We start from the raw sequence: 26160 nt of genomic DNA, 5'->3' as shown, positions 1-26160 counted from the left end.
TAGAAGGCGGCGGCGATGATCGGCAAATTGCTCTTCCTCGCCGTCGGCCTGTTGATCGGGCTGCTCCTCGCGCGCTTCCTGCGCGGGGGCGGAGGACGGCGCGACCTCACCGCGCCGCCGCCCGCGCGCCCACCGCTGCGGCGCATCGGCGACGAGCGGATCGACGACGAGGCAATCCGCGAACTGATCCGCCAGAACCGCAAGATCGACGCAATCAAGCTGATGCGCCAGAAGACCGGGCTCGGCCTCGCCGAGGCGAAGGATGCGGTCGAGGCGATGGAAGACGGGATGCGCTGAGCCGCCGTCTCCGCTAACGGGGGCGCCGGCCACCGCAAAGGGACGGATATGGACGCTCTCACCATCGCGATCGAAGCCACCGGCTGGAGCGCCGCGGTGCTCATCCTCGCCGCCTATATATTGCTCTCGCTCGGCAAGCTCGAGGCGCGCGGCTATGCCTATCAGTGGATGAATGTGATCGGCGCGGGCGGCTTCGTGATCAATTCGGGCTATAATGGCGCGCTGCCCTCGGCGGTGCTCAACGTCATCTGGGCGGCGATGGGGCTGTTCACCCTGTGGAGCGTGTGGCGCGCACGGGCTGCCGCACGAGCGGCGATCCCCTAGGGCTTATCCCACGCCGCGACCTTGGCGCGCGTATCGGCGAGCATTTTGTCGAGCGCGGCGCGGTCGTGGACAGTCCCGCGCATCACCACCGTGTCGATCTCGCGCGTCGCGGCTATGTCTTCCAGCGGATTGCGGTCGAGCAGCACGAGGTCGGCGGCCATGCCGGGCTTGATCGCACCATAGCGACCCAGCCAGCCGAACCATGCGGGGCCGGCGCGCGTCGCCGACGCGAGCGCCTGCGCCGGGGTCAGGCCTTTTTCGACGAAGAGCGACAGTTCGTCGTGCAGCCCGAAGCCCGGATAGTTGAAGCTGTTGAGGAACCCCGCGTCGGTGCCCGCGATTATCGGCACCCCCGCCTCGGCAAGCATCGGCAGGATCGAGGCGACATCCTCGATCTGTTTGTGCCGCGCGGCGATCGCGGCGGCATCGGCCTTTGCCGCGCGCTCGACGCGCCATTCATAGGTCTTGCGCAGCTTGGACCCGATATAGGCGAGCCCCACGTCCTTCGAATGATCGTCGCGGTCCAGATAGGCGATGATCCGGCTGCCGTTGAGGGTGGGAGTGACGTAGACGCCCTGCTGCGCAAAACGGCGATAGGTGGCCATCGCGGTATCATGATCGAAGCCGGTGTCGAGGCGGCGGTTGGCCTCGGCGCGGTCGATGCGGCCCGCGGCGAAATCGGCGGCGATGGCGGCCTCGTCCTTCGCGCCGGCATTATAGGCATAGTCGAGATGCTCGATCGAGGAGAGCCCCGCATCGACCGCCTGCCCCGTCGTCAGCGCCATCGGGATATGCCCCGAGGTGCGGATGCCGAGCGCCTTCGCCTGGCGCAGCGCGTAGAGGAAGAGTTCGGGCTTCAGCGTGCTGTCGGTGATCTTGACGAAATCGACCTTGTCGCGGTTCTTGAGCCGATCGAGCGCGGCGTCGACATCGGCCGTGCTGCCGACCTCGATCGTCCCCTTCCACAAGGGCGCGATTCCCTCGATCTTCGCGCCCGAGGTGAGCAGGCGCGGGCCGAAGAGCTTCCCATTGGCAATCGCGCTCCGCCACGCCAGCACCTGGCCGGCAAGGTCACCCGAACAATCGCGGATCGTGGTGATGCCGTTCGCGACATAGAGCGGGAAAAGCGCCTCATTCTCCGCGATCAGGTCGGGGCCGCCGCCGAAATGGACGTGCATGTCCCATAGCCCGGGAATCAGATATTTGCCCTTGCCGTCGATGCGCTGCTTCGCACGCCAGCCCTGCGCGATTTTGGCGTCCGGCCCAACCGCGACGATATCGTCGCCGTGCAGCACCACGGCCTGATCGGCGACCGCCTTCGCCGCCTCGACGTCGATCAGCGTGACATGGCGGATGATCACGTCGCCCTGTTTCTGCGCCGCACGCGCGGGGCTGGCGACGGCAAGCAGGGCGGCAAAAATGGCGAGCAGATATTTCATCGGCGGGAACCTCTCCGCTCCGTCCCTAGGCGCATCCGGCGCAAGATCAAGCGACCCAAAGCCCCGCGTCCTTGTGCCATTCTTCGAGCGATTTTTCGGGGTAGAGGTCGAACGCCGCATCGCCCGGACCGATGTCGGGTTCGACCCACGCCGCCCTGTATTTGAGCATCAGGTGGACGCGCGACGGCGGCACCGGGAGTTCGCTGTCGATCGCGCTCGCGAAGGGATGGACGAGATCGGGCCAGCTCGGATCGTAGAGCCACAGCGCCGAACCGCATTGGCGGCAGAAGCGCCGCTCGCCGCTGGAAAGCGCGCAACCTTCATGTTCGTCGTCCTCGATCCGGGCGCGATAGAGCCCCAGATGCTCCTCGCCCTCGACCTCGAGCGTCCGTGCATCCGCGCCGAGATTGATCGCATAGCCCCCGCCGCCCTGCTGCTTGCGGCAGATCGAGCAATAGCAAAGCTGATACGGGACGGGCATGTGGCTCTGGACTGCGAAGCGCACCGCGCCGCATCGGCATGATCCCTTGAGCTGGCTCGGCATGTCGAATCCCTTCGGCCATCGATTTCGCGTCAACGCACGAACCCGCGCCGGTGTCCATCGCGCCGGCCGGAACCTTGTCGGCAAGAGGGCGTTAACGGCTCATCGATGCATGACAATTCGACGGTGCCGATCCGCCGCCTATCGCGCGCGGAAGGGAGCGAAGTCGTGCGTCCGGGAAGGAGCGAGAAATATGTTCAGATATGCCATCATCTTCGCCGTCATCGCGCTGATCGCCGCGCTGCTCGGCTTTGGTGGAATCGCCGGCCTGTCGGCCGATTTCGCGAAAATCCTGCTGATCGTCGGCGTGGTCCTGGTCATCGTGGCCTTTGTGTTCGGCCGCGGACGCCGCACCCTCTAGCGACACCGGTCACGGCGCGTTCGCACGTCAGACGTGCCGGCGGTTTTCCCCTTGGGCCGCCGGCATTTCTGTATCGCAATCGGCGGGCGGACGATGGACCGGGGAATCTGGTGATGTGGGCAGTCGAGGGCGAACCCGTCTCCGGCCAATTTCCCTGCATAACAGGGAATTTATTCGCCGGAACAGGGATCGCCCGGCGGCATATCAAGGAACTTGTGTGGTCACGCCAATGCGTGGAACGCGCCTCATATAGAGCCAGCCGCTGACGCGCGGCGCGTAACAAATTGTCAGTCCAAAAGCCTAATTCATTACGCGCTAAGCGTAGAAGTATTGCGCGCAGCGCTCCTCAAGATCGATTTGGATTTCGAGATCACGGACTCGGCACCGGTTCCCCATCGGCTGGAGCCCAACGCCGGACCACCTGCCCGACCCCGACCAACACGGGCGTTTGCGGATTCAATCTGGGCATGTCTTCCTCGCTCGGCATTGCTCGATGCGCGCAGCGAGCCGCCGCGACGCCCGGTTGTGCCCAGTACGGCCGCTCAGTCTTCCTTCGCGATGACGAAGCGCATGCCCGCGATGCGGTCGCTGAACGGGATCTGGCACGAAAGGCGCGAACAGGCGTCACGGTCGGACGAGCAGATTGGACGTTACGCTCAGGCCTTGCGCACCGGCACGGCGTCGGGACAACGGATGATGAACCCGGTCGTGCGGACCTCCGACGGATCGACGGCGAGCTCGATGTCGGGGAGGTTCGTCGTCAGCGACCGCATGACATGGGCAAAGCTCTGGCGCGCCAGCTGCTGTCCCATGCAGCTATGGCTTCCCGCGCTGAAGGTCAGGTGCGGGGTCCGTTTGCGATGGATGTCGAAACGGTCGGCTTCGGGCCAGATGCGCGGATCGCGGTTGGCGACGCCGAAGATACCGTACATGCTGGATCCTGCGGGGATGTGAACGCCGGCAAGCTCGGTGTCCTTGGCCGCGGTACGCGGAAGGACGAAACCAGACGGCATCCAGCGCGTCGCTTCCTCGATCGCGGCCGTGGTCAGCGAGGGGTCGGCAATGATCTGTCGATATTGTTCCGGATGAAGCATCAACGAATAGCCGATGTTGGCGGCCTGCCGCCAAGTGGTCTCGATACCTGCCGGCAGGAGGAAGCGGCAATAGACGATGATTTCGCGCGCGGAAAAACGAAGACCGTCGCGCTCAGCCTGGCCCATCAGAGACATCAGGTCGCCCTTGTCGAGGTCGCCCTTCGCCTTTCGCTCTTCATAGACCTTGCCGAAATAGCGATCGAACTCTTCGGCGGCCCTTCCCGCCGCCTCGAAGTCGCGCGGACCGCCGAAGACGGCTTCGCCGAGGCCGACGAAATAGGCGAGATCGACCATATCGATGCCGATCACCTTGGCCATGCTCATATAGAGGAGCGGGAGGGCGAGGTCGCGGCATAGATCAGCATTCTCGCCTTCATCGACCATGCCGCGGATACGCTGGGTCAGGAATTCGGCGAGCGGGGCAATCGTGTCATCGGCGAGGTCGGTCAGGAAACGGCGCGAAAAAACCTCCTGCTCGAACAGTCGCCGCATCGCCTTGTGATCGGCCCCGTCAAGTTCGTTCACGAAGGTGAAGCCTGGATTCTGCGCATCGCCGTGCGCGCCATATGCTCCTTCGTTGACGAAGGACGCAGGATCGAGCACCATCGACTTGAGCGCGCTATATCCGACCACGGCGAAGTTCGGCAGGGCGAGGTCGCGGCCGAAGCCGTTATAGACGGCGAGCGGCCCGTATTTGCCGTCAATATACTGAATGACGTCCTGACCCGCGTCGCGCAATTTTCCGAAATGCGCAAAAGGGTCGATCGACACCGCCGGATCGAGCCCGGCAACGCCATGATCCGCCGACCGCAGCTGTTCATCCGGAATCTCCCGGATCACGCGGTCGAGGCGCAGCATTGCCTGCTGGTCGAGCAGTGGATTGGCCGCAATTCTGTCGATAACCGTGCTACCCATGGCTTACTCCACATCTCGATTGAACAGTTACGGCCCGCCGCCGGTGCGTCAGGTCAGAATTTGCGCGAAAGCTTCACGCCCCAGGTACGCGGGGGTCCGAAATTGCCCATATAGCCTAGACCGAAGTTGATGACGTGCTGCTTGTAGGTCACGTCGAAGGCATTGTTCAGAAAGGCCGTCAGCTGGGTCTTTTCGTCGACGTCCGAAAGCGTCGCGGAGAAATTGACCAGCGTATATGCCTTCTGGCGCTCGAAGGGATTCTGGTTCTCGTAGCGCAGCACGACCGACGAACTGTGCATCAGATTGGCATCGAGCCGGAGCGACGACAGGAACGAACCGCCGAGGTCGAATGTGTTCGAGGCGCCCACGTTGATGCTGAACTTCGGCGCGCGCGGCAGCTGACTGCCGTCGAGATCGACATTCGCGCCGACGATCGGATCGAAGGTCACGAACTTGTCGAAAACAGCATGCTGCAGCGTCGGCGCCACCGATAGGTTGAAATTTGGTGTCGGCGACCAGCGGAGCTCGGCTTCGACACCGTAGATTTTGGCATTGGCGTTGCGAACGACTGTCGTCGCCGGCGGCACGTCCTGCGTGATCTGCAGATCCTTATAGTCGTAATACCAGCCCGCGAGGTTGAACGTCAGCGTCCGGTCGAGGAACTGCGACTTGATACCCGCTTCGAACGCGCTGATATTCTCCGGCTTGTAGAGCGGCAGGATCTCGCCGCTGCCCGACGGGAGATTGACCCCGCCCGACTTATAGCCCTTCGACCACTGGATATAGGTGTTGATGTCAGGCGCGAGTTCGAACTTCAGAGCGATCTTCGGAATGAACTTGCTCGCCTTCTTCGGCAGGTCGGCGAAGAACTCCGGAACGACCGGCACAAGCGAGAATATCTCCTGATACTTGTTGTCTTCATGGTTGTAGCGGAGGCCCAAGTTGAGCGACACGGCGTCGTTGAAGCGATAGTCGAGGTCGACGAAAGCCGCGACATTGCTGATGTTTGCGCGCTGCCCGAGATTAATCGTGGCCCCAACCGGAAGTCCCAGCGACGGCGCCAGGTCCGCCTGCAGCGCGACCGGCAGATTGCCGTAATATTTCTCGTGAAAGTAGAAGAGCCCGACGATCCAGTCGAGGTTGCCGGTGTCGCCAACGAGGTTCAACTCCTGGCTGAAGGTCTTCGACGTCCGGACAAAATCGTCGGTATATTGGAAAGCGGCAAGCGAGCCGTCGTCGTCGACGCGCGCATGGCTGTTGTGGTCGATATAACCCGTCAGCGATTTGAGCGTCACATGGTCGAACGAAATCCCTTCGCCGTACTCAGCGTGGCAATAGTTTCGAGGTCGTCGTCCTTCAGTTCGACCGCTTTCTGAAAATCAGCAGATGTGAGCTTTAGCAGCTTGGCCTTGTCCTTCTCCCGCTTCTTTTCGATCTGCTGCGGCGTGATCATCTGGGCATGAACCGGAAAACACAACGAACTCGTCATGAGAGCTATACCGGCGAACGCAAATCCAAGCCTCGGGGACCTTGCCATCAAACCTCTCCGTGTCGACAATAAGTCACATGACACAGGCCCTGCCGGCACAGACAAGTCAAGCCCGATGTCACTGATCGTCTGTAGATCAATCAGTGACATCCGGCTCTTTGCTGGTGGGTGGAAATTTGCATTCGCCTTGGCCGAAACGTACGCAGCCTGCGGCAAGAACGCGGCTGGAGCCAGGAAGATTATGCCGACAGAGCGGGCATTCATCGGACTTACGTGAGTGATATCGAACGCGGGCGCCGAAACCCCACGGCAACGCTTATTCAAAAGCTAGCAGAGCCATTCGGCGTTAGCCCCGGACGGTTGCTCGATTAGCGTGCGACATTTCGGACCGGCAGATAGCTTTTTTTGCAATCCCCGACTTTAGCCGTGAAAGCCGAGCCTAAGCGGCCGCAGGATAATGCGGACAGGAAACCGCTTCGAAGCGCGCCTGCAGTTCGCCTAGCGCGGCAAGGATGATGTCGCGCTTGGCTTGGACGCGCTCGATGTTGCGAACTTTGAGAAGCGGACGTTCGAAACCGGTGCGGCGAGGTTGGCAGCTCGCGACCGGTTTCGGTCATCGCTTTGAACTGGCGGGATTGTTAAAAGTAGGCGCTCAAGATGACTTGAGTTAGAAGGAGCGACGATGATCGAGCACCACGGCAGCTGCCATTGCGGGCGGGTTCACTTGGTACTGCGCGACGAGCCAACCGAAGTCAGCGAATGCAACTGCTCGATTTGTCGGCGTACCGCCGGACTGTGGCACTATTGCCCGCCGAAATCGGTCACGGTCGAGGGAGAGGGAGTAGCCTACCAGCAGGGTGATCGCGCACTCGACACGTGGCACTGCCAAGCCTGTGGCTGTACGACACACTGGACGCCAACTGATCCCAATTACCATCGCATGGGAGTCAATCTCAGGATGTTCGAACCCGATTTGTGGCGCGATTTGCCGCGTCGTCTTGTTGATGGCGCGTCTTACTGAAAGGGATTGAGCCATGTCGCTCACGGTCTTGGGTTCTGGCTACTGGAGGAAATGGGGTTGGCTTGTCGGCTAAGACCGGTCGACCTTCACGCCGAGGCTGGATGCCCGCAAAGAAAAAAGAATGCATGGGTCGCCTCTTTGGCTGATCAATGATCTCCAAGCGCAACGCGCTCTAGCAGGGCACGGCAGCTTTTCTGCTTCGTGGTGTAAAAGCGGACTGTCGGCACCGCATCCCATTTCGGCTGTTGGAGGCACTAACTGTCTCGCCAATCATCGAAACCGCCAACTCTGGCCGTTAGCGGCCAGTCTGCTTTGAGGATAGAGCTTCAAACAGCAGACGTCCGTTGCTGCTCGCCGGTCCGAACTCGGCTAGTCGTCGCCCGCAATCGTTACCCGAAGATCGTCGAGGTGGTCGCCAAAAGGGATCTGGCAAGATAGGCGCGACGTCGCGGTGCGGTTGGACGAGCTGTCGAGGAGGTCGTCCTCGTCCGCGCACATGGGCGGGACCTTGCCGACAAACTCCGGCGAGACGTGGACGTGGCAAGTTGCGCAGGAACAACAGCCTCCACAAAGCGCGAGCAACTCGTCGAAACCATGCTCCCGGATTATTTCCATCAGATTTAGGCCCGCATCAGCTTCAAGGCTATGCGCGGCCCCGTCACGGTCGATTATTGTCAAACGCGGCATATTGCGATCCTTCGCTTCACTGAGCCGTCATGCCGGCGTCGATTACATGCTCGGCACCGGTGATGTAGGAGGACTGGTCGGAGGCCAGGAACAGGACGAGGTTGGACACTTCCTCGGGCTCCGCGATGCGGCGCAGCGGGATTTGCGCGAGCGCGTCGCCGCCCTCCTCGTCGGTCGCCTCGACCATCATCGGCGTCATGATGAAGCCGGGGTGGACCGAATTAACGCGGATATTGTCCGGACCATATTCGACGGCGGCCGCCTTGGTCATTCCGCGAACGGCAAATTTGCTCGCGACATAGGCAAGGCTCGGAAAACCATAGTTGGCGACCAGTCCGGCGATCGAGGAGATGTTGACGATCGAGCCCTTCCCGGCCTTCAGCATCGACGGAATCACCGCGTGCATGCCGAGATAGATGCTGTGCTGGTTGACGGCGCAGACGTGCATATAGTCAGCCTCGGTTACATCGGCAGTCTTCGCCATCGGTCCCAATATGCCGGCATTGTTCACCAGCACCGTAACCGGTCCGAACCTGTCTTCGGCTACCGCCACGACGCGCTGCCAGTCGGCGGCGCTGGTTACATCATGATCGGCAAAGGCGGCCCGGCTGCCCAGCTCTGCCGCCAAGGCTTCGCCCACATCGGCACGCGTGTCGGTGAGCAGCACCTGCGCGCCTTCCGCGATGAAGCGCCGCGCGTGCGAGGCGCCCATGCCGCGCGACGCCCCGGTGACAATGGCGATTTTTCCGTCGAGCTGACCCATCTTCTCTCTCCTGATTTGTCGATATGAATAAGTGTGGAATTGCGGCTGGTTGGGGGGTAGGCAGATGGCCATGGCGCAATCGAGCAACATTTCCCGCCGCCGCAAATCGGCCCTCGAAGATGGCAGCAGCGATTATCTGGCGAAGCGCGCCGAACTGGTCGAGATCGCCGGACGGCAGTTCAAAAACAATGGCTTCCGCGCGACGACGCTGGCGGAGATCGGCCATAAGGCGGGGCTCGACCGTGCGACGGTCTATTATTATTTCGGCAGCAAGGAAGAATTGTTCCGCGAGTGCCTGCGCGTCGGAGTCGACGACAATATCAACGAGTGCGAGCGGATCGCCAATGATCCGGCACTGTCGACCGCCGAGAAGCTGCGCGGCGTCATCAACCAGTTGATGAGCGCTTACGACCAGCATTATCCCCACATGTATGTCTATATCCAGGAAGAGATGAACCGCATCGCCGGCGAGAAGAGCGCCTGGGCACAGCAGATCATCAGCCAGACGCGTAAATTCGAACGCATCGTGATGAGCCTGATCTCCGAACTGATCGCACGCGGCGAAATGCGTTCCGACATTCCGGTGTCGGTCGCCGCCAACGCGGTGTTCGGCATGCTCAACTGGACGCACCGCTGGTACCAGCCGGGCGGCGCGCATCCCGCGCGCGACGTGTCCGAAGGGTTCAGCGATATTTTCTTCGACGGAATGGCCCGCCGCAAGGACTGAACTCATGGCTCGAGCTTGGCGAGCCGCGCGCGCAACTCGCGCTTGTTGACCTTGGTCGCCGACATCGGCCAATCGTCGGCGTTCACGAAATGCACCGCGCGCGGCACCTTGTAACCCGCGATCCTGCCCTTGCAGTGCGCGATCAGCTCTTCGGCGCTCGCTTCGGTCCCAGGCATGAGTTCGACGAAAGCGACAGGGACCTCGTCAAGGCGCGGATCGGGACGGCCAACCACTTCAGCGATACGCACCGCGGGATGGCTGCACAAATATGCTTCGACCTCGATAGCCGCGACATTCTCGCCCCCGACCTTGAGCATATCCTTCGCGCGACCATTGAAGATCAGGCGGCCGTCGGCACTGCGGGTGTAGAGATCGCCGGTGTGCAGCCAGCCGTCGGCATCGAGCGCCTCGGCACTCTTTACCGGATCGCGGTAGTAGCCCTCCATCACACAATAGCCACGGACCCAGATTTCGCCGACCGTGCCCGGTGGAACGTCCGCGCCATCCTCGTCCACAATGCGCAGTTCGATGCCGGGAACGGCCTTGCCGTTGCTGGTTGCGCGTTGTTTTGGCGTTTCGTCAGGATCGCTGAGCGCGAAGATGCCCGAGGTTTCGGTCATCCCGCAGGCCTGCATGATCTCCGCCCTGGGAAGCAGTTTTTGGACCCGATCGACCAGCGCTTCGGGTCCGATCAGCAGCATCGCGCGGAGCTTTTCGGTCGCGGCGACAAAATCGGGCTGGTCGAGCAAAGGCTGCAGGATCGCGGGGAACCAGGGCCACATTGCGGTGACCCCTTCGCGTTTCATCAACGCGACGGCGCGCGCCGGGTTGAAGAAGGTGTCGGTCAAATAGGTGCCAGACGCGCCGATTGAGCCGATGAAGGGCGCCAGCGACCCGATATGGAACAGCGGACCGCCGCCCCAGGTTACGTCGCAATCGCCCGACCGGAACCGTTTGTCGGCACGTTCGACGGGGCCACGCGACATCGCCTCGTGCGTCAACATGCACCCCTTGGGATTGGCGGTCGTCCCCGATGTGTAGATGATCGTCGCCGTGTCGCGCAGGCGTGTGCAGCGGCGACGGTGATCGACTTCGCCTGCCTCGACCTTGTTCGCGGCTGCGGCGAAGGTTGCCGCGTCGGTGAAGCCATGCGGGGCGTCGCCGGTGAGCAGCACGATATGCCGGAGCGTCGGCGCCTCGGATAAGGCAAGATCGCCGGCGGTGCCGCCGCCCAGCGAAGGAAGCGCGCTGGCGATGCTATCGCGAAAGTCGACATGACTGGTGTCGCCTGCGGTCGTCAGCAACAGCGTGATCTCGGCATTCTTGATGATGTAGCCGAGCTCATGCTCCTTGTGGCGGGCATTGAGCGGCACCGCGACGCAATTGGCGAGCCAGGTGCCGAACAGCCCGGTGACGAGTTCGTGGCCGTTATTGGCGAGCAGGCCGATGTTCGATCGCGGCGCAATCCCCAGGCCGATAAGGCCGCGCGCGACGGTCACTGCGCCGTCCAGCAAGCCGGCGTAGGTGATTGCGCACTCGGGAAAGACGATAGCCTTGCGCTCCGGGAACCGGCTGGCGCTTTGCACCAGCAGGTCGCCCAGCGTCGCCGTCGCGGACCAGCTATCGAAACTCATATCCTCTCCCGCATCTCATTTGTGCGCGTCGCCATCCATGCGTAGTCCCAAGCAATCTGTCAACGCTATTGTTGACTGTCCGATTGCCCATTGACAGGAGGACTCCATCCTTCCTATCAACGCGAGTGTTGATAAAAACGATCGGGTGAGGAGCGGGCAATGAAATTCCATTTGATGCAGACCGGCGTCGTCGGACGGCGCCACGAGATCGAACAGGGAATGGCCGGCCAGCGTCCGGAACTTTACCAGCGCTTCCTCGAAGAGGTGCGCGGCTATGTGCGGCACGCCGACGAACTGGGCTTCTACGGCTATTGCCAGCCCGAGCATCACCTGCAGATCGAGGGTTTCGAGGCGAACAACCATCCGGGCATGTTCAGCCTGTTCGTCGGCCAGCACAGCAAGCGGATGAAGGCGGGGATCATGGGATACACCATGACCACCCACAATCCGGTGCGCGTCGCCGAGGAGATCGCGACGCTCGACCATATGCTGCAGGGCCGGCTCTATTGCGGCTTCACGCGCGGCTATCATGCGCGCTGGGTCGATGCCTATGGCATCAAGGAAGGCGTCGGCGCGACGACACCCGACAATGTAAAGGCGCGCGACCAGCAGGACGCCCGCAACCGCTCGCTGTTCGAAGAGGGCGTGCGCGTTGTCAAAAAAGCGTGGACCAACGACGTCTTCGACCACAAGGGCGATAACTGGCTGTTCCCGCCCGAGGGCGGATCGGGCGGACACCCCGCCTATGCCAAATATGGCAAGGGCCAGGACGCCGACGGCATCGTTCGCCAGATCGGTATCGCGCCACGCTGCTACCAGGACCCACACCCGCCGATCTACGGCGGCTTTGCCGCGTCGGGGCGGACGATCGATTTCTGGGCGGAGGAAGGCGGCAAGCTGATCGTCCTCTCGGACAATCTCGATTTCTGCGACTCGCTCAACCAGCGCTACGTCGGCCACGCGGCCAAGCATGGCCGCGAGGTCACCAGCACCGATGCCTCGGCATGGGGCGGCTTCCTGATGCTCACGAGCGACAAGGAACGCGCCAGGAAACTGATGGAAGAGCATATGTGGTTCTGGGACGAATGGTTCATCCCGCTCGGCCAGCGTCCGCCGAATGTGCTGATCGGCTCGGCCGACGAGATCGCCGACCAGATCGGCAAGGCGCACGACAAGCTCGGCTTCGACGAACTGTTCCTGATGTTCGGGCAAGGCCATCTCGAGCCCGACGAAAATCACGCCGAACTCGAAGAATTCATCGCCAAGGTCGCACCACGCTTCTCGACCAAGGCGGCTGACGGAACGTTCGTCTAACGCACCGCCACAACGATAAATATGGGAGAGCCGTCGATGCCTATGCAGTGCGGGATCTTTATGACCCCCTATAATCCGCCGAACCGCACGCCGCGGCAGGTCTTCGACTGGGCGCTCGATATTGCGCGGATCGCCGACGAGGTGGGCTACACCGACTATATGATCGGCGAACATTACACGCTGGGATGGGAAAATATCCCGATGCCCGAGGCGGTCATTGCCGCCTGTGCGCAGACCACAAAGCAGATCCGTTTTGCGCCGATGGCGCATTTGCTGCCTTATCACGACCCCGCGACGCTCGCGATCCGCATCGGCTGGCTGAGTCAGGTTATGGAGGGCCGCTATTTCCTCGGGGTCGCGCCCGGCGGCCATCACACCGATGCGATCCTCCATGGCTATGAGAATATCTCCAGCCTGCCCCCGCGCCAGCTCGAGGCGCTGCGCCTGATGGAGCGGGTGTGGGAGCGCAAGCCTTTCGTCGAGAAGGGCGAGTATTTCCAGGCGGGGTTTCCGGGGTCGGAAACGATGCCCGAATATAATGTGCTGATCGCCGACAACAGCCCCTATGGCGGGCGCGAAAAGCTGGAGATAGCGGTCACCGGCTTGTCGATGAACTCCTCGTCGATGAAATTCGCCGGCGAGCGCGATTACAGCCCGATCTCCTTCTTTGGCGGCACGCCCCAGATGCGCGCGCATTGGGACACCTGGGAAGCCGCAATGGCGTCCAAGGGCCGGACCGCCGACCGCAGCCGCTATCGCGTCTGCCGCGACGTGTTCATCGCCGACACCGATGCCGAGGCCAAAAGGATGGTGCTCAAAACCGGCATGATGCGGACCTGGCATGAATATCTGAAGGAAATTTACGTCAAATTCGGGCTGTTCGACGGGATCATCGCCGACAGCGGAAGGGATATTTCGCCCGCCGACATCGACGATGATTTTCTGATCGAGCATGTCATCCTGTGCGGGTCGCCCGAAACGGTGATCGAGAAACTGGAAAAGCTGGCCGACGCGTGCGGCGGTTGGGGACAGATTGTCGCCAACCAGCATGACAGCCTCGACGATCCGAAACCTTGGGAGGAATCGCTGCGGCGGCTGGCGATCGAGGTCTGCCCCAAGGTCAGGATGCCCAATTTCGCAGTGGCGTAGATCGGAACACAGGCGGCACCCATCATCAGAACCGGGCCGCGGGAAGGAAACAGTTCATGGCAACTGGCAAGGCATGCGTACTCGTCGAGCCCAATCGCATCGAAACCTGGGACGTGCCGATCGTAGATCCCGAACCCGGTGGCGCGCTGGTGCGGATCGTAGTCGGCGGCGTGTGCGGCAGCGATGTCCATATCGCGGACGGTGGCGCCGGCGTCATGCCCTTCCCCATCATCCTCGGCCATGAAGGCGTCGGCCGGGTCGAGAAACTCGGCGCCGGGGTGACGGCCGACTATGCGGGCGTGCCGGTCAAACCCGGCGATCTCGTTTACTGGGCGCCGATCGCGCTGTGCCATCGCTGCCACAGCTGCACCGTGCTCGAAGAAACGCCGTGCGAGAATTCGCAATTCTTCGAACATGCCGAAAAACCCAATTGGGGCAGCTATGCCGACTATGCCTGGTTGCCCAATGGCCTCGCCTTCTTCCGCGTCCCCGACCGTGCCGATGTCGATGCGGTCATCGCGCTCGGTTGCGCCCTGCCGACGGTGCTGCGCGGTTTCGACCGCTGCGGCCCGGTCAGGATCGGTCAGAGCGTGGTGGTGCAGGGCGCGGGCCCGGTCGGCCTCGCCGCGGTGCTCGTCGCGTCACTGATGGGCGCGCGCGAGGTGATCGCGATCGACGTCCACCCCAACCGGCTGGACGTCGCCAAGTCGCTTGGCGCCACCGCGACGGTATCGCTCAGGGACAGTGCCGACGAGCGGCGGCGACAGATATACGACCTGTGCGGCGCGAATGGCCCCGATGTGGTGGTCGAGGCGGCGGGCGTGCTGCCAGCCTTCCCCGAAGGCGTCGACCTTACCGGCAACCATGGTCGCTATATCATCCTGGGATTGTGGGGCGCGATCGGTACGCAACCGATCAGCCCGCGCGACCTGACGATCAAGAATCTGACCGTGGCCGGCGCCAGCTTTCCCAAGCCCGGAAATTATCACGACGCGCTGCAACTCGCAGTGCGGTGCCAGAACCGTGTGCCGCTGGCGGCACTCGTCACCCATCGCTTCGGCGTGGCAGGTGCGAGCGCCGCGCTCGAAGCGACCGCCGCGGGCACCGTCATCAAGGCCGTTATCGATCCCGAACATTGCTGACATCGAACCGAGAGAGGCTTTTCATGAGCAAGGCATCATCCATCGACACCCAGGCTGCGGCGCCCGTTGCCGACAACCGTTCGCGCGTCGCCAAGCCCGCCCATGTTCCGGACGATCTTGTCCGCGACATCGACATGTACGCGCTCGACGGGATCGAGCAGGGCTATCATGAAGCCTGGGTCGAGCTTCACGCGCAAAACATGCCCAAGCTCGTCTGGACCCCGCTGACCGGCGGACACTGGATCGCGATGGACGGGCCGATGGTCCGCGAAATCTATGAGGATCCGTCGCGTTTCTCGAGCGAGGTCATCTTCCTTCCCAAGGAGGCGGGCGAAAAATATCTGATGGTGCCGACGCGGATGGATCCGCCCGAACATACGCCATACCGCAAGCTACTCGACACCGGCCTCAATCTCGCGCGCATCCGCGACGTCGAAGACAAGGTGCGGCAAACCGCGATAAGCCTGATCGAGGATATTGCGCCGCGCGGCCACTGCGATTTTTCCAGGGACTATGCCAAGATTTTCCCGGTGAAGGTGTTCATGGCGATGGCCGGATTGCCGATGGAAGATGCCCCGAAGCTCGAACATTTCGCCGTAGGCATGACCCGCCCGACCGGGAACACGCCGGAGGAGATGGCCGAGTGCCTCGACGCCGCCAACACGGGATTTTTCGAATATGTCGAACCGATCATCAACGCGCGGCGCGGCGGCAGCGGCACCGACCTGATCTCCGTGATGGTGAACGGCACCGTCAACGGCGAACCCCTGCCCCACGACAAGGCGATCGGGATGATCTCGCTGTTGCTGCTCGGCGGGCTCGACACCGTGGTCAATTTCCTCAGCTTCATGATGATCTACCTCGCGCGCCATCCGGACAAGGTCGCCGAATTGCAGGGCAACGACCTGAAGCTGATGCGCGGCGTCGAAGAAATGTTCCGGCGCTTTCCGGTCGTTTCCGAAGCGCGGATGGTGGCCAAGGATCAGGTCTTCCATGGTGTCGAACTGAAGCATGGCGACATGATCCTGCTGCCGACCGTACTGCACGGGCTCGATGCCAATGAAAATGCCTGCCCGATGGACATCGACTGGGATCGCAAGGGGCCCAAGCACACCACCTTTGGCGGTGGTCCGCATCGCTGCGTCGGAATGCATCTGGCACGCATGGAAGCAACGGTGACGTTGCAGGAATGGCTGAAGCGCATTCCCGCCTTCCGCTTGGCCGATGGCGCGAACCCGATCTATCATTCGGGGATCATCGCGGCGGTCGAGGATGTTCCTTTTGTGTGGGATGTAGCGTGACGCTTACGGCGTCCCGCGATGCGGCGGCGCGGCCGCCGCAAGGTTGAGGGCCTCGACAATTTCCAGGCGGCCGCATCCCAATTTGATGGCGTTGCCCAGATGGACACGAAACCCGGGACCAAAGCGGTGTGCGGGGGTCGCATCGCTCGCCATGGCGATCAGTTCCTTCACCCGCGCCGGCACCGTGCCGGATTTCCACGGGATCGCGCAATAGTCGAAGAAACCAGCAAAAATATCGGGCGACAGGATCAGCATCGCCTTCAAAAAGCCCGGCATCTCGCGCTCGAAATCCGCCCAGAAGGGATCGTCCCCGACGCGCGTCTCCCATAGAGTCTGGCGTTCGGCGTCGAGCTCGTCGCCGGCGGGGAGCAGGCCGCGGCGCTGGGCCTGTTCGAGCACGGCGACCGCGCTGATCATCAGCGAATGCACGCCAAGCCCTGAGACGAGCGCGATCACTTCCTGCACCTGTGCCGGCGTTGCGCCCCGATCGTAGGCCGTTGCAACTGCCACGGACAATGCGCCGCGCTCAAGCGACGTGACCGAAGCGGCAAGGCCCAACTTGATCAGTGCGCGCGGCAACGGTGACAGCGGACTTCCCTCCGCAACGCCGTGCAGCGAATTGAGCGTCGCTTCGCGCAGATACGGTAGAAACAGCATCTCCATGACCATCGGCTTAGCCATTTTTTGCCTCTAGTCAACTTTAGCGTTGACTAGTCAACACATGTGTTTACACGAGCGTTCTGGGATAGGAAAAAACTGTGGCAACTTTGGAAGACCGTGTGCGCAGGCTGGAGGATCGTGCGGAGCTGCACGATCTCGTCGCGACCTATTTTCAGGCCACGGACGACGATGATTATGCGCGCCTGGGCCTTTGCTTCACCAGCGACGCGACCTTCGCGGCGTCGGGCTTTCCCGACAGCACCGGCCGCGCGGCCATCACCGAATTTCTGAAATCGGCGCGGTCCGGAATGGGGCAGACTGTCCATACGCCCAATTATCTTCACCTCAGGTTCGACAGTGCCAACGCGGCTACCGGGACAGTCGCGGCGCATCTCGAACTGGGGCTCGGCGAAACGACCTACTTCGCTGCCGTCCGTTATCTCGACCGGTATCAACGCGAAGACGGGCAATGGCGGATCGAGCGTCGCGAAATGCGCGCCATCCACGTCGGCCCATGGTCGGATGTCGGCACGTCGCTGTCGAGCCCGCTCAACATCCGCTGGCCCGGAGCGGCCCCGCAACCGAGCGATTTTCCGCGGCAGGACGCAAATCGAGAAAATTAAGTGACGACCATGGCGGGGAGAAGTTCTGCCGAAAAATGATAATCAAGAGGGAGAGAAACATGTCGAACGCTAAACATAAATTGGGCCACGCCCTGCTCGGCAACACCATTTTGGCGGCGGCCTTTGCATTTCCGGCAGCCGCGATGGCGCAGGATGCCCCCGCGCCGGTCGCGGCGCCCGCAGAAGCCGATGTACCGGGGACCAATGAAATCATCGTCACCGCACAACGCAAGGAGGAACGACTCTCCCGAGTGCCGGTTTCGGTCGTCGCATTCGACGCCGACACCCTTCAGGACCGGGCCATCACCAGCGAACAGGACATCGGCACGCTCGTGCCCGGACTCCAGGTCAAGAATGGCCAGAATTCGAACCAGCTCAGCTTCAGCATGCGCGGCCAGTCGCTCGATCCCTTTTCGGGCACCAGCCCTGCCGTCCTGACCTATCTCAACGAAGCGCCCTATAATCCGGGCAACACCTCGACCGCCTTTTTCGATCTGGGTTCAATCCAGGTGCTGAAAGGTCCGCAGGGCACGTTGTTCGGCCGCAACGCGACCGGCGGAGCCGTCCTCTATTCGACGCCGATGCCGGGCGATGAGTTTTCCGGCTATGTCGTTCTGCGCGGCGCCGAGCGCGACTATGGCCAGATGCAGGCGGCCATCGATCTGCCGCTGATTCCGGGCAAGCTGGGAATCCGCCTGGCGGGGGATATCACCCGCGGCGACGGCTATGTCACGAACGTGAATACCGGCAACACGCTGGGCGACAAGAACAGCCGCTCGGGACGCGCAACGATATTGTTCACGCCTGGCGATAGTTTCAGCAACGTGACCGTCGTCCAATATGACCGGGTCAAGGGCACCGAAGGCGCCGGAAACATCATCAATTATAACTCGGTACCGACCACGCCCGGCGATCCGTCGACCCAGTTTAACAGCGACGGCACGAACCACTTCTTCAACACCACCGGGGTGATGTGGGACGCGACGCTGGCGGCGATTTATGGCGGCAACGACGGACCAGCCGGACCGGGCTTTTTCCCCGGCGGCGTCGAGGGTTTCACCAAATTCTCGCACGACAATCCGTACAAGACCTTCCTCCAGTACGACTTGCCGCACAGTGCCGAGAATTTCTTCGTCTCGAACACGACCGAAGTCGATGTCAGCGACACGATGAAGGTCAAGAACATCTTCTCCTATATGCAGGGCAAGGCCAATACGCCGGGCAATCTGGGCGGCGGTCCATTCGGCAGCCTGTGGCTGTTCAAGCTGGCGGGGATCAACGCAACCGGAACGCCGGGCGGCCAGACCTTCCGTTCCAAGACCTTCACCAACGAGCTGCAGATCCAGGGGTCCGCCTTCGACGACCGGCTGGACTATACCGCGGGCGTATTCTTCTCGCGCCAGCGGCGTTTTGAAATCATTCCGATCAATATCGGCGCCGACGTCGTCCCGGGAGGGATCGCCGATATTGCCTATGCCTATCGCAACAGGGAATCGTCGAAGGCTGTCTTCGCGCAGTTCAGCTACAAGGTCACCGACCAGCTGACCGCCACCTTGGGCGGCCGCTACACCTGGGTGAATGTCGGCATCACGCAGGCGCCCGGCAACGTGTTCGGCGTCGATCCAAACTCGCCGGCCGCGAGCCAGAGCAAGAAACTGTCGGCGCCGGCCTGGACCGCCAGCCTGCAGTACCAGATCAACGCCAACAACATGGTCTATTTCAATCAGCGCGGCAGCTTCCGGTCGGGCAATCTCAACGGCACCGTCGCGCCCTTTATCGACCCCTTGACCGGTGGTCCCGCAAACTTGTTCAAGAACGAAAAAGTCCATGACTTCGAACTCGGCTACAAGTTCAACGGGCGGATCGGCGAAGCACCGGCGCAGTTCAACATCGCGGCCTATAAGGTCGTCGTGAAGGACGCCCAGCGCGCCCTCTATGCGGTGGTCGGCGGCGCCCCGGCCGGGTTTACGGTCAATGTGCCGGAGGCTGTTACCAACGGCATCGAAGTCGATGCGAATATCGGCCTGACCGACTGGCTCGATGTCGGTTTCAACCTCGCCTACACCGATGCCAAATATACCAAGACGACCGTTCCCATCCCATTCGTCGGTAGCCTTTCGGTCGATTCCTACCCCGACAGCCCGAAATGGTCGGGTTCGGCGAATGTCGTGGTGACGCTGCCAGTCCCCACAAATCTCGGCACGATGAACCTGCGCGCCGATTTCTACGGACAGACGCACACCTTCTTCTCCAGCACCAATGGCACGTCGACCCCGGGCACCAGGCTCGACGGATATTCGACCATCGCCCTGCGGTATAGCTGGAAGGACATCATGGAGAGCAACGTGTCCGCCGCGCTCTTTGTCCGCAACCTGACTGACAAGATCTATCATATTTCGGGATATGCGCTCGGCGCCTCGAACGGTGTGAACACCTGGTATCCCGGCGAACCCCGCACTTTCGGCGCCGAACTTTCGGTCAAATTCTAGGCCGCGGCCGGGTCGAAGCGGCGTCGGGCAGGTTTTCAGCACGGGGGGTGCCCGGATCCTGGTCAGCCCGGCGCCGTTCCCCCGACGCAATAATCAACAGAACCGGACAAGACTGGATATGCGATGACATCAACCGACAAACTTCTCGACGAAAAGGCCATCGAGCGGATCATCCACGACTACGCTTATTTCCTCGACATGAACCAGCCCGAAAAGATGGCCGAGCTGTTCGTCGATGACTGCGAAGTCAGCTATGCGCCCAATTTCGGCGCCACCGGCATCGAGGCCTACAAGCAAACGCTCGACGGTATCGGAACATTCTTCACCGCGACGTCGCATCATGTTTCCGGCGTCGTCATCGATTGGCTGAGCGACGCCGAGGCCCATGTGCGTGCGATCGTCCTGGCCGTTCACCGCTATACCAAGGAGCGGCCCGACGGCATTCTTTACGGCCAGTATCACGACGTCGTCGTCAAGCAGGACGGCGCGTGGAAATTCAAGACGCGCATCCTGAAGACCACGATGACGACGGATTACCACGTCAGGGCCTTCAACCCTATCGGCCGCGCTGGCTGAGATGACCGAAAGGCCTCCCCTGCGTATCGAGTCCGGGACGGACATCGACTGGATCGTCCTCGACCGGCCCGATGCATCGAATGCCTTTTCGACCGCGCTGCTCAACGCTTTTTCGGCCGCGCTCGACCGGCTGGCCGGCGAAGGCGCACCCGTGATCGGCATCCGCGGCGAAGGCAAGGGATTCAGCGCAGGCGTCGACCTTAGCGAATATGCCTCCGGCGGAACGCCCGTCGAGGATGTCGCTAGGCTGCGCGGCAATCTCGATCGCTGGCTGGCGATGTGGCGGCATCCCAAGCCGGTGATTGTCGCCATTCACGGCTTCTGCCTCGGCATCGCCGCGCAGTTGCCCTGCTTCGCTGATCTCACGATCGTGGCGGACGACGCGCGGATCGGCGAGCCGGGGCTGCCTATCGGCGGCGGCTATATCGCGCCGGCCTGGGTGTCGCAGGTCGGGGCGAAACGCGCCAAGGAACTGGCCTTCCTGCCTGGCAATCATGTCGATGGCCGCACCGCCGAAGCGTGGGGATGGGCCAATGCATCGGTGCCGGCCGATCAATTGATCGCGTGCGTCGAGGCGCTGGCGGCCCGGATGGCGAAGATCCCGGCGCCGGTGCTGGCGATGAAGAAGAGTTCGATCAACCGCGCGATGGAGGCCAGCGGTTTTCTTGGCGCCGTCAATGCGGTCGCGGAAAGCGACGCTATCCTTCACTTCGAGCCCGCGGTGCTGGAGCTACGTCAAGCGCTAGCCAGAGACGGTCTGCGCGAAACGCTGGCGCGTTTCCGCGGTCAGAGCTCAACCGAAATATTCCAACGTTTCAAAGGGGATGCAGCCGATGGCTGATGTCGATTTTTCTGTATCTGGCCATACCGCGCACGTCCGGCTCAATCGGCCCGAGGGGCTCAATGCGATCACGCCCGCGATGGACGATCTGCTATTCGACGCGTGGCAGACGATCAACGACGATCCCGAGATCTGGTGCGCGATCCTCTCGGCCGAAGGCGAGAAAGGATTTTGCATCGGTGGCGATGTGTCCGACGGGGCAGAACGCAAATCGCGCGTGGCGCTCGCTGGCGGGCTAACCGGTATCGGGGGACCGCTGGTAACGCTCAAGAAACCACTGATCGCTGCCGTACAGGGGTTTTGCGTCGGCGGTGGGTTCGAACTTGCGATGTGCGCCGATATCATCGTCGCCGCCGACACAGCCCAGTTCGGCCTCCCCGAAACCAAGGTCGGCATCATCGGCGAGTGTGGCGTGGTACATCGCGCCGTGCGCCAACTGCCCCATCATATCGCAATGGCGATGATCCTCACCGGCGACCGCATCGGCAGCGAGACCGCCGAGCGTTTCGGCCTCGTCAACCAGGTCGTGGCCTATGCCGACCTGGCGGCGACCGCACAAGCATGGGCGGATAAGATCAACAAGGCAGCGCCGCGCGCCAATCAGGCAGCCAAGGCGGCGGCCAACGGTCGGCTGGGCCACCCGCTCGAAGTCGCGCTGATGACCAGGTTCGAAGAGATTGAGCAATATGCGGGCAGCGTGGACCAGCTCGAAGGCGACGCCGCGCGCGCCGAAGGTCGCAAGCCCGTGTGGACGGGACGCTGATGATGGCCGAGGCGGCTACACAGATCGACCCCCGCCACTTTCGCGACGTGCTGGGCTGTTATCCCACCGGCGTTTGCGTCGTTACAGCGAATTCAGACGACGGCGCGCGCTTCGGGATGGTTGTGGGCTCCTTCACTTCGATTTCGCTCGATCCGCCGCTGGTGGGGTTCTTCCCCGACAAGAAATCGACCAGCTGGCCGCGCATCGCCGCGACAGGCCAGTTCTGCGCCAATATCCTTGCCGCCGATCAGGTGCACCATTCGAGCCGCTTTGCCTCGCGTGCCGAAGACAAATTCGAAGGGATCGACCATGGGCTCAGTCCGAACGGCCTTCCGCTGCTGGACAATGTGCTGGCCTGGATCGATTGTTCGATCGAGTCGGTGACCGAGATTGGCGATCATCTTCTCGTCGTCGGCGCGGTGCGTTCGCTTGAAAAACGGGACGACGGCACGCCGCTGCTGTTCTTCCGCGGTCGTTATCACGACCTTGTCGATTGCCTGGGAGCGGACCAATGACATCGTCCATCGCATCGATCGAGGAGATCATCGAAGAGGCGCGCAATGGCCATCCCTTTATATTGGTCGATGCCGAAGATCGCGAGAATGAGGGCGATGTCATTGTCCCCGCTCAGTTCGCGACCCCCGAACGCATCACCCAGATGGCAACACATGCCCGCGGACTGATCTGCCTCGCACTGACCGCCGACCGCGCCGCCGCCCTGAAGCTCGAACAAATGTCGCGCAACAATCGATCGGGGCATGGCACCGCCTTCACCGTCTCGATCGAGGCGCGCGAAGGGGTCACCACCGGCATCTCGGCCTTCGACCGCGCGCGGACGATTTCGGTCGCGGTGAATCCCGGCTGCGGCCCCGAAGACATCGTCACGCCCGGCCATGTCTTTCCACTCGTCGCGCGCGACGGCGGGGTGCTGGTGCGCGCCGGCCATACCGAGGCGGCGGTCGACATATCGCGCCTCGCGGGTCTCACGCCGGCGGGCGTGATCTGCGAGGTGATGAACGAAGACGGGACGATGGCGCGCCTCCCCAACCTCGAGATTTTCGCCGAGCGCCATGGCATGAAGATCGGCACGATTGCCGATCTCATCGCGTATCGCCGCCGGTCCGAAATGCTGGTCGAACGGATTGTCGAAGGTCCCTTCGAAACCCATTATGGCGATGGTTTCACCATCCATGTCTATCGCGATCTTGTCGATCTGAGCGAACATGTCGCGCTGGTCAAAGGGGAGATCAGCCCTGGCTCCGATACACTGGTCCGCGTCCATCAGGTCGACCTCACCGCCGACATGCTGGGCTTGCGCAGCGCGCATCATGACTATGTGCCCAAAGCGCTGCGCCTGCTCGCGGCGCACGACGGGCCTGCGGTCGGCGTGTTCCTGCACGATCCCGATCCCCAATCGCTGTCGCAGCGCATCAAGGGCGGGCGGCGCGACTACGCCGATCGGCAGAGCCAGCGCGATTATGGGATCGGTGCGCAAATCTTGCGCGACCTCGGGGTCGAACGCATGGTCCTGCTGACCTCCAGCACCCGCAAGATGGCGGCCCTGGAAGGGTTCGGCCTCGAAATCGTCGGTCGGCAATCGATCGAATCATGACGTTGGGAGCAGCGGCAATGGCGGATACCGAAGGCAACAAGGCGATCGTCGCTGATTTTTTCGGGACATTTTCCAAAGGCGACGTGCCCGGCGTGATCGATCGGATGCACGACGATGGAAACTGGTGGGTGTCGGGGGCGATCGAGGGGATGTCGGGCACCTATCCCAAAGCCACCCTTGCCGGACTGCTCGATGGCGCGCGGGCGCTCTATCGCGAGGGCGCGCTCCGTATCACACCGACATCGATGACCGCGGAGGCCGATCGCGTCGCGGTCGAAGCCACGTCCTTTGCGACGATGGAAGACGGCCGCGTCTATGCGAACAGCTATCATTTCCTGGTGACGATACGCGACGGCAAGGTCGCCTCGGTGCGCGAATATATGGACACGATTCACGCGCGCGAGACGTTTTTCGGCTCCTGACCAGTATGCGACGCGGCCAGCGGCATGCACGTCGCGGCGACGATCTGGTCCAGCGTATCGTCGAGTGCCGCCGAAAATTCCCGGTCGATCCGGCGGTCGGCCGCATCGCGGGTATGCGCTGCCAAAATGTTCAGGAACATGAAACAGGCGGTGATCAACCGCCGCTGCGCCACCTCGTCGGGAAGAAAGTAAAGCCGCGCGCGCAACAGCCCCAGCGCTTCGGCAATATGCCGCGGCAGGTGCCCGCCGAAGCGGCCGAATTCGGTGTCGCTGTTGCGCAGCAGATATTGACACAGGAAATTGGCATAGCTGTGGTCTCCGTGCGCATCGATCAATTCGAGCTGCGGCAGGAAGATGATATCCATGATCGTGCGCGCGTCGTCCAGCTGACCTGCCTCCCGCGCCGCTCGCAACATCTCCCCGCGCTTCGTCTCCATCTGGTCCATGCGATAGTCGAAAATCGCCTGGACCAGCGTGTCGCGGATACCGAAATGATATTGCACGGCATGGTGGTTGCGCTGTCCCGCAGCCGCCGCAATCTCGCGCAGCGACACGCCTTCGATCCCGCCCTTCGCGAACAGGATTTCGGCGGCAAGGATAAGCCGCGTCTTGGCGTCATCGCCGCGCACCGGGCGCTTGCTGATGGACATCGATGTCACGCCTTCTCCCCCAAATTTTGTTCGTCGGCGACTGTGCCGGAGGCGGGCGCCGCGTTCAACTATGCTGCACCGCTCCCCTGCAACATAAACGGCCATGACCTTACGGAATTTGCTTGACGCAATCCCCGTTATACGATTTAAGCCATGTGGCTTAAAATAGCAATGGGAGATAGGTCATGGCGATGGACACGGGTCTAATTTTTCACCCCTATATGCGGCCGGAACGTACCGCGCGGCAGACCTTCGAATGGGGCGTGCAAAGCTCTGTCGCCGCCGACAAGGCCGGCTTTTCGACGATGATGATTTCGGAGCATGCCTCACAAGTCTGGGAGAATATTCCCAACCCCGAACTCATCATGGCGGCCGCAGCTTTACAGACCAAGACGATTGCCTTCGCGCCCATGGCGCATATCCTGCCGCACCATAATCCGACCAAGCTCGCAATGACGGTCGGCTGGCTCTCGCAAATTCTGGAAGGTCGCTATTTCATGGGGATCGGGGCCGGTGCCTATCCGCTCGCTTCCTATATGCACGGCATCAAGGAAGAGGATCAGAACACCGAGCATCTCAACGATATGGTGCGCGAATCTCTCTTCATCATGGAGAAGATTTGGGCCCGCGAACCCTTCTTCTACGAAGGCAAATATTGGGATGCCGGCTTTCCCAAAGAGGAGGTCGCGGTGACCGAGGAGGACGAGCAGCACAAGCTCGCCAATTATTCGCCCTACGGCGGCGGCTTTCCGGAATTTGCGGTGACCGGCTTCAGTGCAAACTCGCCGTCGATGCGACTGGCCGGTGAGCGCAATTTCAAACCCGTCTCGATCTTCTCGGGCATCGACGCGCTGAAGCGTCACTGGGAAATCTACTCCGAAGCGAATATCAAGGCGGGCTTCACTCCCGACCGCCAGCGCCACGCGGTTTCGCAGACGGTGTTCGTCGCCGACACCGATGCCGAAGCCAAGCGGCTCGTGATGGAAGGCCCGATCGGTTATTGCTTCAACCGCTACCTGATCCCGATCTGGCGCCGTTTCGGCATGATGGACGGTTTTGCCAAGGATGCGGGCATCGATCCGCTAAAGGCCGATCTCGAATTCCTGGTCGATCATGTCTTCGTCGTCGGATCGCCCGACACGGTGGTCGAAAAGATCAGCACGCTGTTCGATGCGTGCGGTGGCTGGGGCACGCTCCAGGTCGAATCGCATGACTATTATGACGACCCTTCGCCGTGGTTCCACTCGCTGGAACTGATCGCCAAGGAGGTGGCGCCGCGCATCAAGCTGCCCGAAACGGAACCTGCATAAGCACTTCGTTGGCTGA

29 protein-coding genes are annotated in these 26160 nt (G+C 62.0%); 19 read left to right on the top strand and 10 right to left on the bottom strand.

From position 1 onward, the window contains the following. Positions 1-15: 15 nt before the first annotated feature. Together AC1RNQ_RS15085 and AC1RNQ_RS15080 are read left to right on the top strand one after the other, a co-directional pair. Positions 16-297, top strand: a complete 282-nt coding sequence (locus tag AC1RNQ_RS15085; RefSeq protein WP_493172260.1) for a ribosomal protein L7/L12 — start codon at positions 16-18, stop codon at positions 295-297. Between the two features lie 48 nt (positions 298-345). After that, positions 346-621 (top strand): CBU_0592 family membrane protein, encoded by a 276-nt coding sequence (locus AC1RNQ_RS15080; RefSeq protein ID WP_493172258.1) that lies wholly within the window; start codon positions 346-348, stop codon positions 619-621. Here AC1RNQ_RS15080 and AC1RNQ_RS15075 read toward each other — a convergent pair. Together AC1RNQ_RS15075 and AC1RNQ_RS15070 are read right to left on the bottom strand one after the other, a co-directional pair. Next, positions 618-2060, bottom strand: coding sequence for an amidohydrolase family protein (locus AC1RNQ_RS15075; RefSeq protein ID WP_493172257.1), 1443 nt, complete (start codon positions 2058-2060; stop codon positions 618-620). The genes AC1RNQ_RS15080 and AC1RNQ_RS15075 overlap by 4 nt on opposite strands. A 46-nt stretch (positions 2061-2106) precedes the next feature. Further along, positions 2107-2604, bottom strand: coding sequence for a GFA family protein (locus AC1RNQ_RS15070; RefSeq protein ID WP_493172255.1), 498 nt, complete (start codon positions 2602-2604; stop codon positions 2107-2109). A gap of 190 nt (positions 2605-2794) precedes the next feature. Between AC1RNQ_RS15070 and AC1RNQ_RS15065 the strand changes: the two genes are divergently transcribed. Next, positions 2795-2962 (top strand): DUF1328 domain-containing protein, encoded by a 168-nt coding sequence (locus AC1RNQ_RS15065; RefSeq protein ID WP_493172253.1) that lies wholly within the window; start codon positions 2795-2797, stop codon positions 2960-2962. Positions 2963-3618: 656 nt separating this feature from the next. On the opposite strand, the gene AC1RNQ_RS15060 is transcribed toward AC1RNQ_RS15065, so the two are convergent. The 3 genes from AC1RNQ_RS15060 to AC1RNQ_RS15050 are packed head-to-tail and all read right to left on the bottom strand — an operon-like array spanning position 3619 to position 6424. Next, a complete protein-coding gene (locus AC1RNQ_RS15060) occupies positions 3619-4971 on the bottom strand; it encodes a cytochrome P450 (RefSeq protein ID WP_493172251.1) in 1353 nt (450 codons plus the stop codon). A gap of 53 nt (positions 4972-5024) precedes the next feature. Beyond that, positions 5025-6266: a TonB-dependent receptor gene (locus AC1RNQ_RS15055; RefSeq protein ID WP_493172249.1), complete on the bottom strand. Its 1242-nt coding sequence runs from the start codon at positions 6264-6266 to the stop codon at positions 5025-5027. Beyond that, on the bottom strand, positions 6263-6424 hold the full coding sequence (locus AC1RNQ_RS15050) for a hypothetical protein (RefSeq protein ID WP_493172247.1): 162 nt from the start codon (positions 6422-6424) through the stop codon (positions 6263-6265). Before AC1RNQ_RS15050 ends, AC1RNQ_RS15055 begins: the two co-directional genes overlap by 4 nt. 204 nt (positions 6425-6628) lie before the next feature. Between AC1RNQ_RS15050 and AC1RNQ_RS15045 the strand changes: the two genes are divergently transcribed. Together AC1RNQ_RS15045 and AC1RNQ_RS15040 are read left to right on the top strand one after the other, a co-directional pair. After that, positions 6629-6832, top strand: a complete 204-nt coding sequence (locus tag AC1RNQ_RS15045; RefSeq protein ID WP_493172245.1) for a helix-turn-helix domain-containing protein — start codon at positions 6629-6631, stop codon at positions 6830-6832. Between the two features lie 310 nt (positions 6833-7142). Continuing rightward, positions 7143-7481 carry a GFA family protein gene (locus AC1RNQ_RS15040; protein WP_493172243.1) on the top strand — a complete coding sequence of 113 codons (339 nt, stop codon included), beginning with the start codon at positions 7143-7145 and terminating at the stop codon, positions 7479-7481. A 369-nt stretch (positions 7482-7850) separates the two neighbouring features. Here the strand turns inward: AC1RNQ_RS15040 and AC1RNQ_RS15035 are convergent, their stop codons facing one another. Together AC1RNQ_RS15035 and AC1RNQ_RS15030 are read right to left on the bottom strand one after the other, a co-directional pair. Continuing rightward, on the bottom strand, positions 7851-8168 hold the full coding sequence (locus AC1RNQ_RS15035) for a 2Fe-2S iron-sulfur cluster-binding protein (RefSeq protein WP_493172241.1): 318 nt from the start codon (positions 8166-8168) through the stop codon (positions 7851-7853). Positions 8169-8184: 16 nt separating this feature from the next. Continuing rightward, positions 8185-8931, bottom strand: a complete 747-nt coding sequence (locus AC1RNQ_RS15030; protein ID WP_493172239.1) for a glucose 1-dehydrogenase — start codon at positions 8929-8931, stop codon at positions 8185-8187. A gap of 64 nt (positions 8932-8995) precedes the next feature. Here AC1RNQ_RS15030 and AC1RNQ_RS15025 point away from each other — a divergent pair, with 64 nt between their 5' ends. After that, positions 8996-9658 (top strand): TetR/AcrR family transcriptional regulator, encoded by a 663-nt coding sequence (locus AC1RNQ_RS15025; RefSeq protein ID WP_493172237.1) that lies wholly within the window; start codon positions 8996-8998, stop codon positions 9656-9658. A 2-nt stretch (positions 9659-9660) separates the two neighbouring features. Here AC1RNQ_RS15025 and AC1RNQ_RS15020 read toward each other — a convergent pair whose 3' ends face one another. Beyond that, positions 9661-11292 (bottom strand): class I adenylate-forming enzyme family protein, encoded by a 1632-nt coding sequence (locus AC1RNQ_RS15020; protein WP_493172236.1) that lies wholly within the window; start codon positions 11290-11292, stop codon positions 9661-9663. A 159-nt stretch (positions 11293-11451) separates the two neighbouring features. Between AC1RNQ_RS15020 and AC1RNQ_RS15015 the strand changes: the two genes are divergently transcribed. Genes AC1RNQ_RS15015 through AC1RNQ_RS15000 form a run of 4 tightly spaced genes read left to right on the top strand, consistent with a single transcriptional unit; the run spans position 11452 to position 16198 of the window. Then, positions 11452-12606, top strand: a complete 1155-nt coding sequence (locus AC1RNQ_RS15015) for an LLM class flavin-dependent oxidoreductase (protein ID WP_493172234.1) — start codon at positions 11452-11454, stop codon at positions 12604-12606. Between the two features lie 21 nt (positions 12607-12627). After that, a complete protein-coding gene (locus tag AC1RNQ_RS15010) occupies positions 12628-13755 on the top strand; it encodes an LLM class flavin-dependent oxidoreductase (RefSeq protein WP_493172232.1) in 1128 nt (375 codons plus the stop codon). A 56-nt stretch (positions 13756-13811) separates the two neighbouring features. After that, entirely contained in the window at positions 13812-14897 is a 1086-nt protein-coding gene (locus AC1RNQ_RS15005) for a zinc-binding dehydrogenase (RefSeq protein WP_493172230.1), read from the top strand. A 23-nt stretch (positions 14898-14920) separates the two neighbouring features. Beyond that, positions 14921-16198: a cytochrome P450 gene (locus AC1RNQ_RS15000; protein WP_493172228.1), complete on the top strand. Its 1278-nt coding sequence runs from the start codon at positions 14921-14923 to the stop codon at positions 16196-16198. Positions 16199-16201: 3 nt separating this feature from the next. On the opposite strand, the gene AC1RNQ_RS14995 is transcribed toward AC1RNQ_RS15000, so the two are convergent. Then, positions 16202-16861: a carboxymuconolactone decarboxylase family protein gene (locus AC1RNQ_RS14995; RefSeq protein WP_493172226.1), complete on the bottom strand. Its 660-nt coding sequence runs from the start codon at positions 16859-16861 to the stop codon at positions 16202-16204. Positions 16862-16956: 95 nt separating this feature from the next. Between AC1RNQ_RS14995 and AC1RNQ_RS14990 the strand changes: the two genes are divergently transcribed. The 8 genes from AC1RNQ_RS14990 (at position 16957) to AC1RNQ_RS14955 (ending at position 24184) form a co-directional block, all read left to right on the top strand. Then, positions 16957-17481 carry a nuclear transport factor 2 family protein gene (locus tag AC1RNQ_RS14990; RefSeq protein WP_493172224.1) on the top strand — a complete coding sequence of 175 codons (525 nt, stop codon included), beginning with the start codon at positions 16957-16959 and terminating at the stop codon, positions 17479-17481. A gap of 59 nt (positions 17482-17540) precedes the next feature. Further along, positions 17541-19970 carry a TonB-dependent receptor gene (locus AC1RNQ_RS14985; protein WP_493172222.1) on the top strand — a complete coding sequence of 810 codons (2430 nt, stop codon included), beginning with the start codon at positions 17541-17543 and terminating at the stop codon, positions 19968-19970. A gap of 123 nt (positions 19971-20093) precedes the next feature. Next, positions 20094-20546, top strand: coding sequence for a nuclear transport factor 2 family protein (locus AC1RNQ_RS14980; protein WP_493172220.1), 453 nt, complete (start codon positions 20094-20096; stop codon positions 20544-20546). A gap of 1 nt (position 20547) precedes the next feature. Beyond that, positions 20548-21387, top strand: coding sequence for an enoyl-CoA hydratase/isomerase family protein (locus tag AC1RNQ_RS14975; protein ID WP_493172218.1), 840 nt, complete (start codon positions 20548-20550; stop codon positions 21385-21387). Further along, positions 21380-22150 (top strand): enoyl-CoA hydratase-related protein, encoded by a 771-nt coding sequence (locus tag AC1RNQ_RS14970; RefSeq protein WP_493172216.1) that lies wholly within the window; start codon positions 21380-21382, stop codon positions 22148-22150. Before AC1RNQ_RS14975 ends, AC1RNQ_RS14970 begins: the two co-directional genes overlap by 8 nt. After that, entirely contained in the window at positions 22150-22665 is a 516-nt protein-coding gene (locus tag AC1RNQ_RS14965; protein WP_493172214.1) for a flavin reductase family protein, read from the top strand. Before AC1RNQ_RS14970 ends, AC1RNQ_RS14965 begins: the two co-directional genes overlap by 1 nt. Further along, entirely contained in the window at positions 22662-23762 is a 1101-nt protein-coding gene (ribB, locus tag AC1RNQ_RS14960; RefSeq protein WP_493172212.1) for a 3,4-dihydroxy-2-butanone-4-phosphate synthase, read from the top strand. The genes AC1RNQ_RS14965 and ribB overlap by 4 nt, the downstream gene beginning before the upstream one ends. Before the next feature lie 17 nt (positions 23763-23779). After that, complete coding sequence (locus AC1RNQ_RS14955; protein WP_493172210.1) at positions 23780-24184, top strand: nuclear transport factor 2 family protein; 405 nt, start codon at positions 23780-23782, stop codon at positions 24182-24184. Here the strand turns inward: AC1RNQ_RS14955 and AC1RNQ_RS14950 are convergent. Then, a complete protein-coding gene (locus AC1RNQ_RS14950) occupies positions 24154-24939 on the bottom strand; it encodes a TetR/AcrR family transcriptional regulator (RefSeq protein ID WP_493172208.1) in 786 nt (261 codons plus the stop codon). The two genes, AC1RNQ_RS14955 and AC1RNQ_RS14950, sit on opposite strands and share 31 nt — an antisense overlap. Before the next feature lie 116 nt (positions 24940-25055). Between AC1RNQ_RS14950 and AC1RNQ_RS14945 the strand changes: the two genes are divergently transcribed. Further along, on the top strand, positions 25056-26144 hold the full coding sequence (locus AC1RNQ_RS14945) for an LLM class flavin-dependent oxidoreductase (RefSeq protein WP_493172206.1): 1089 nt from the start codon (positions 25056-25058) through the stop codon (positions 26142-26144). Positions 26145-26160: the final 16 nt, after the last annotated feature.

Source organism: Sphingopyxis sp. GW821-FHT12F08 (assembly GCF_058806755.1).
This window is presented reverse-complemented; position numbering and strand designations above follow the sequence as displayed.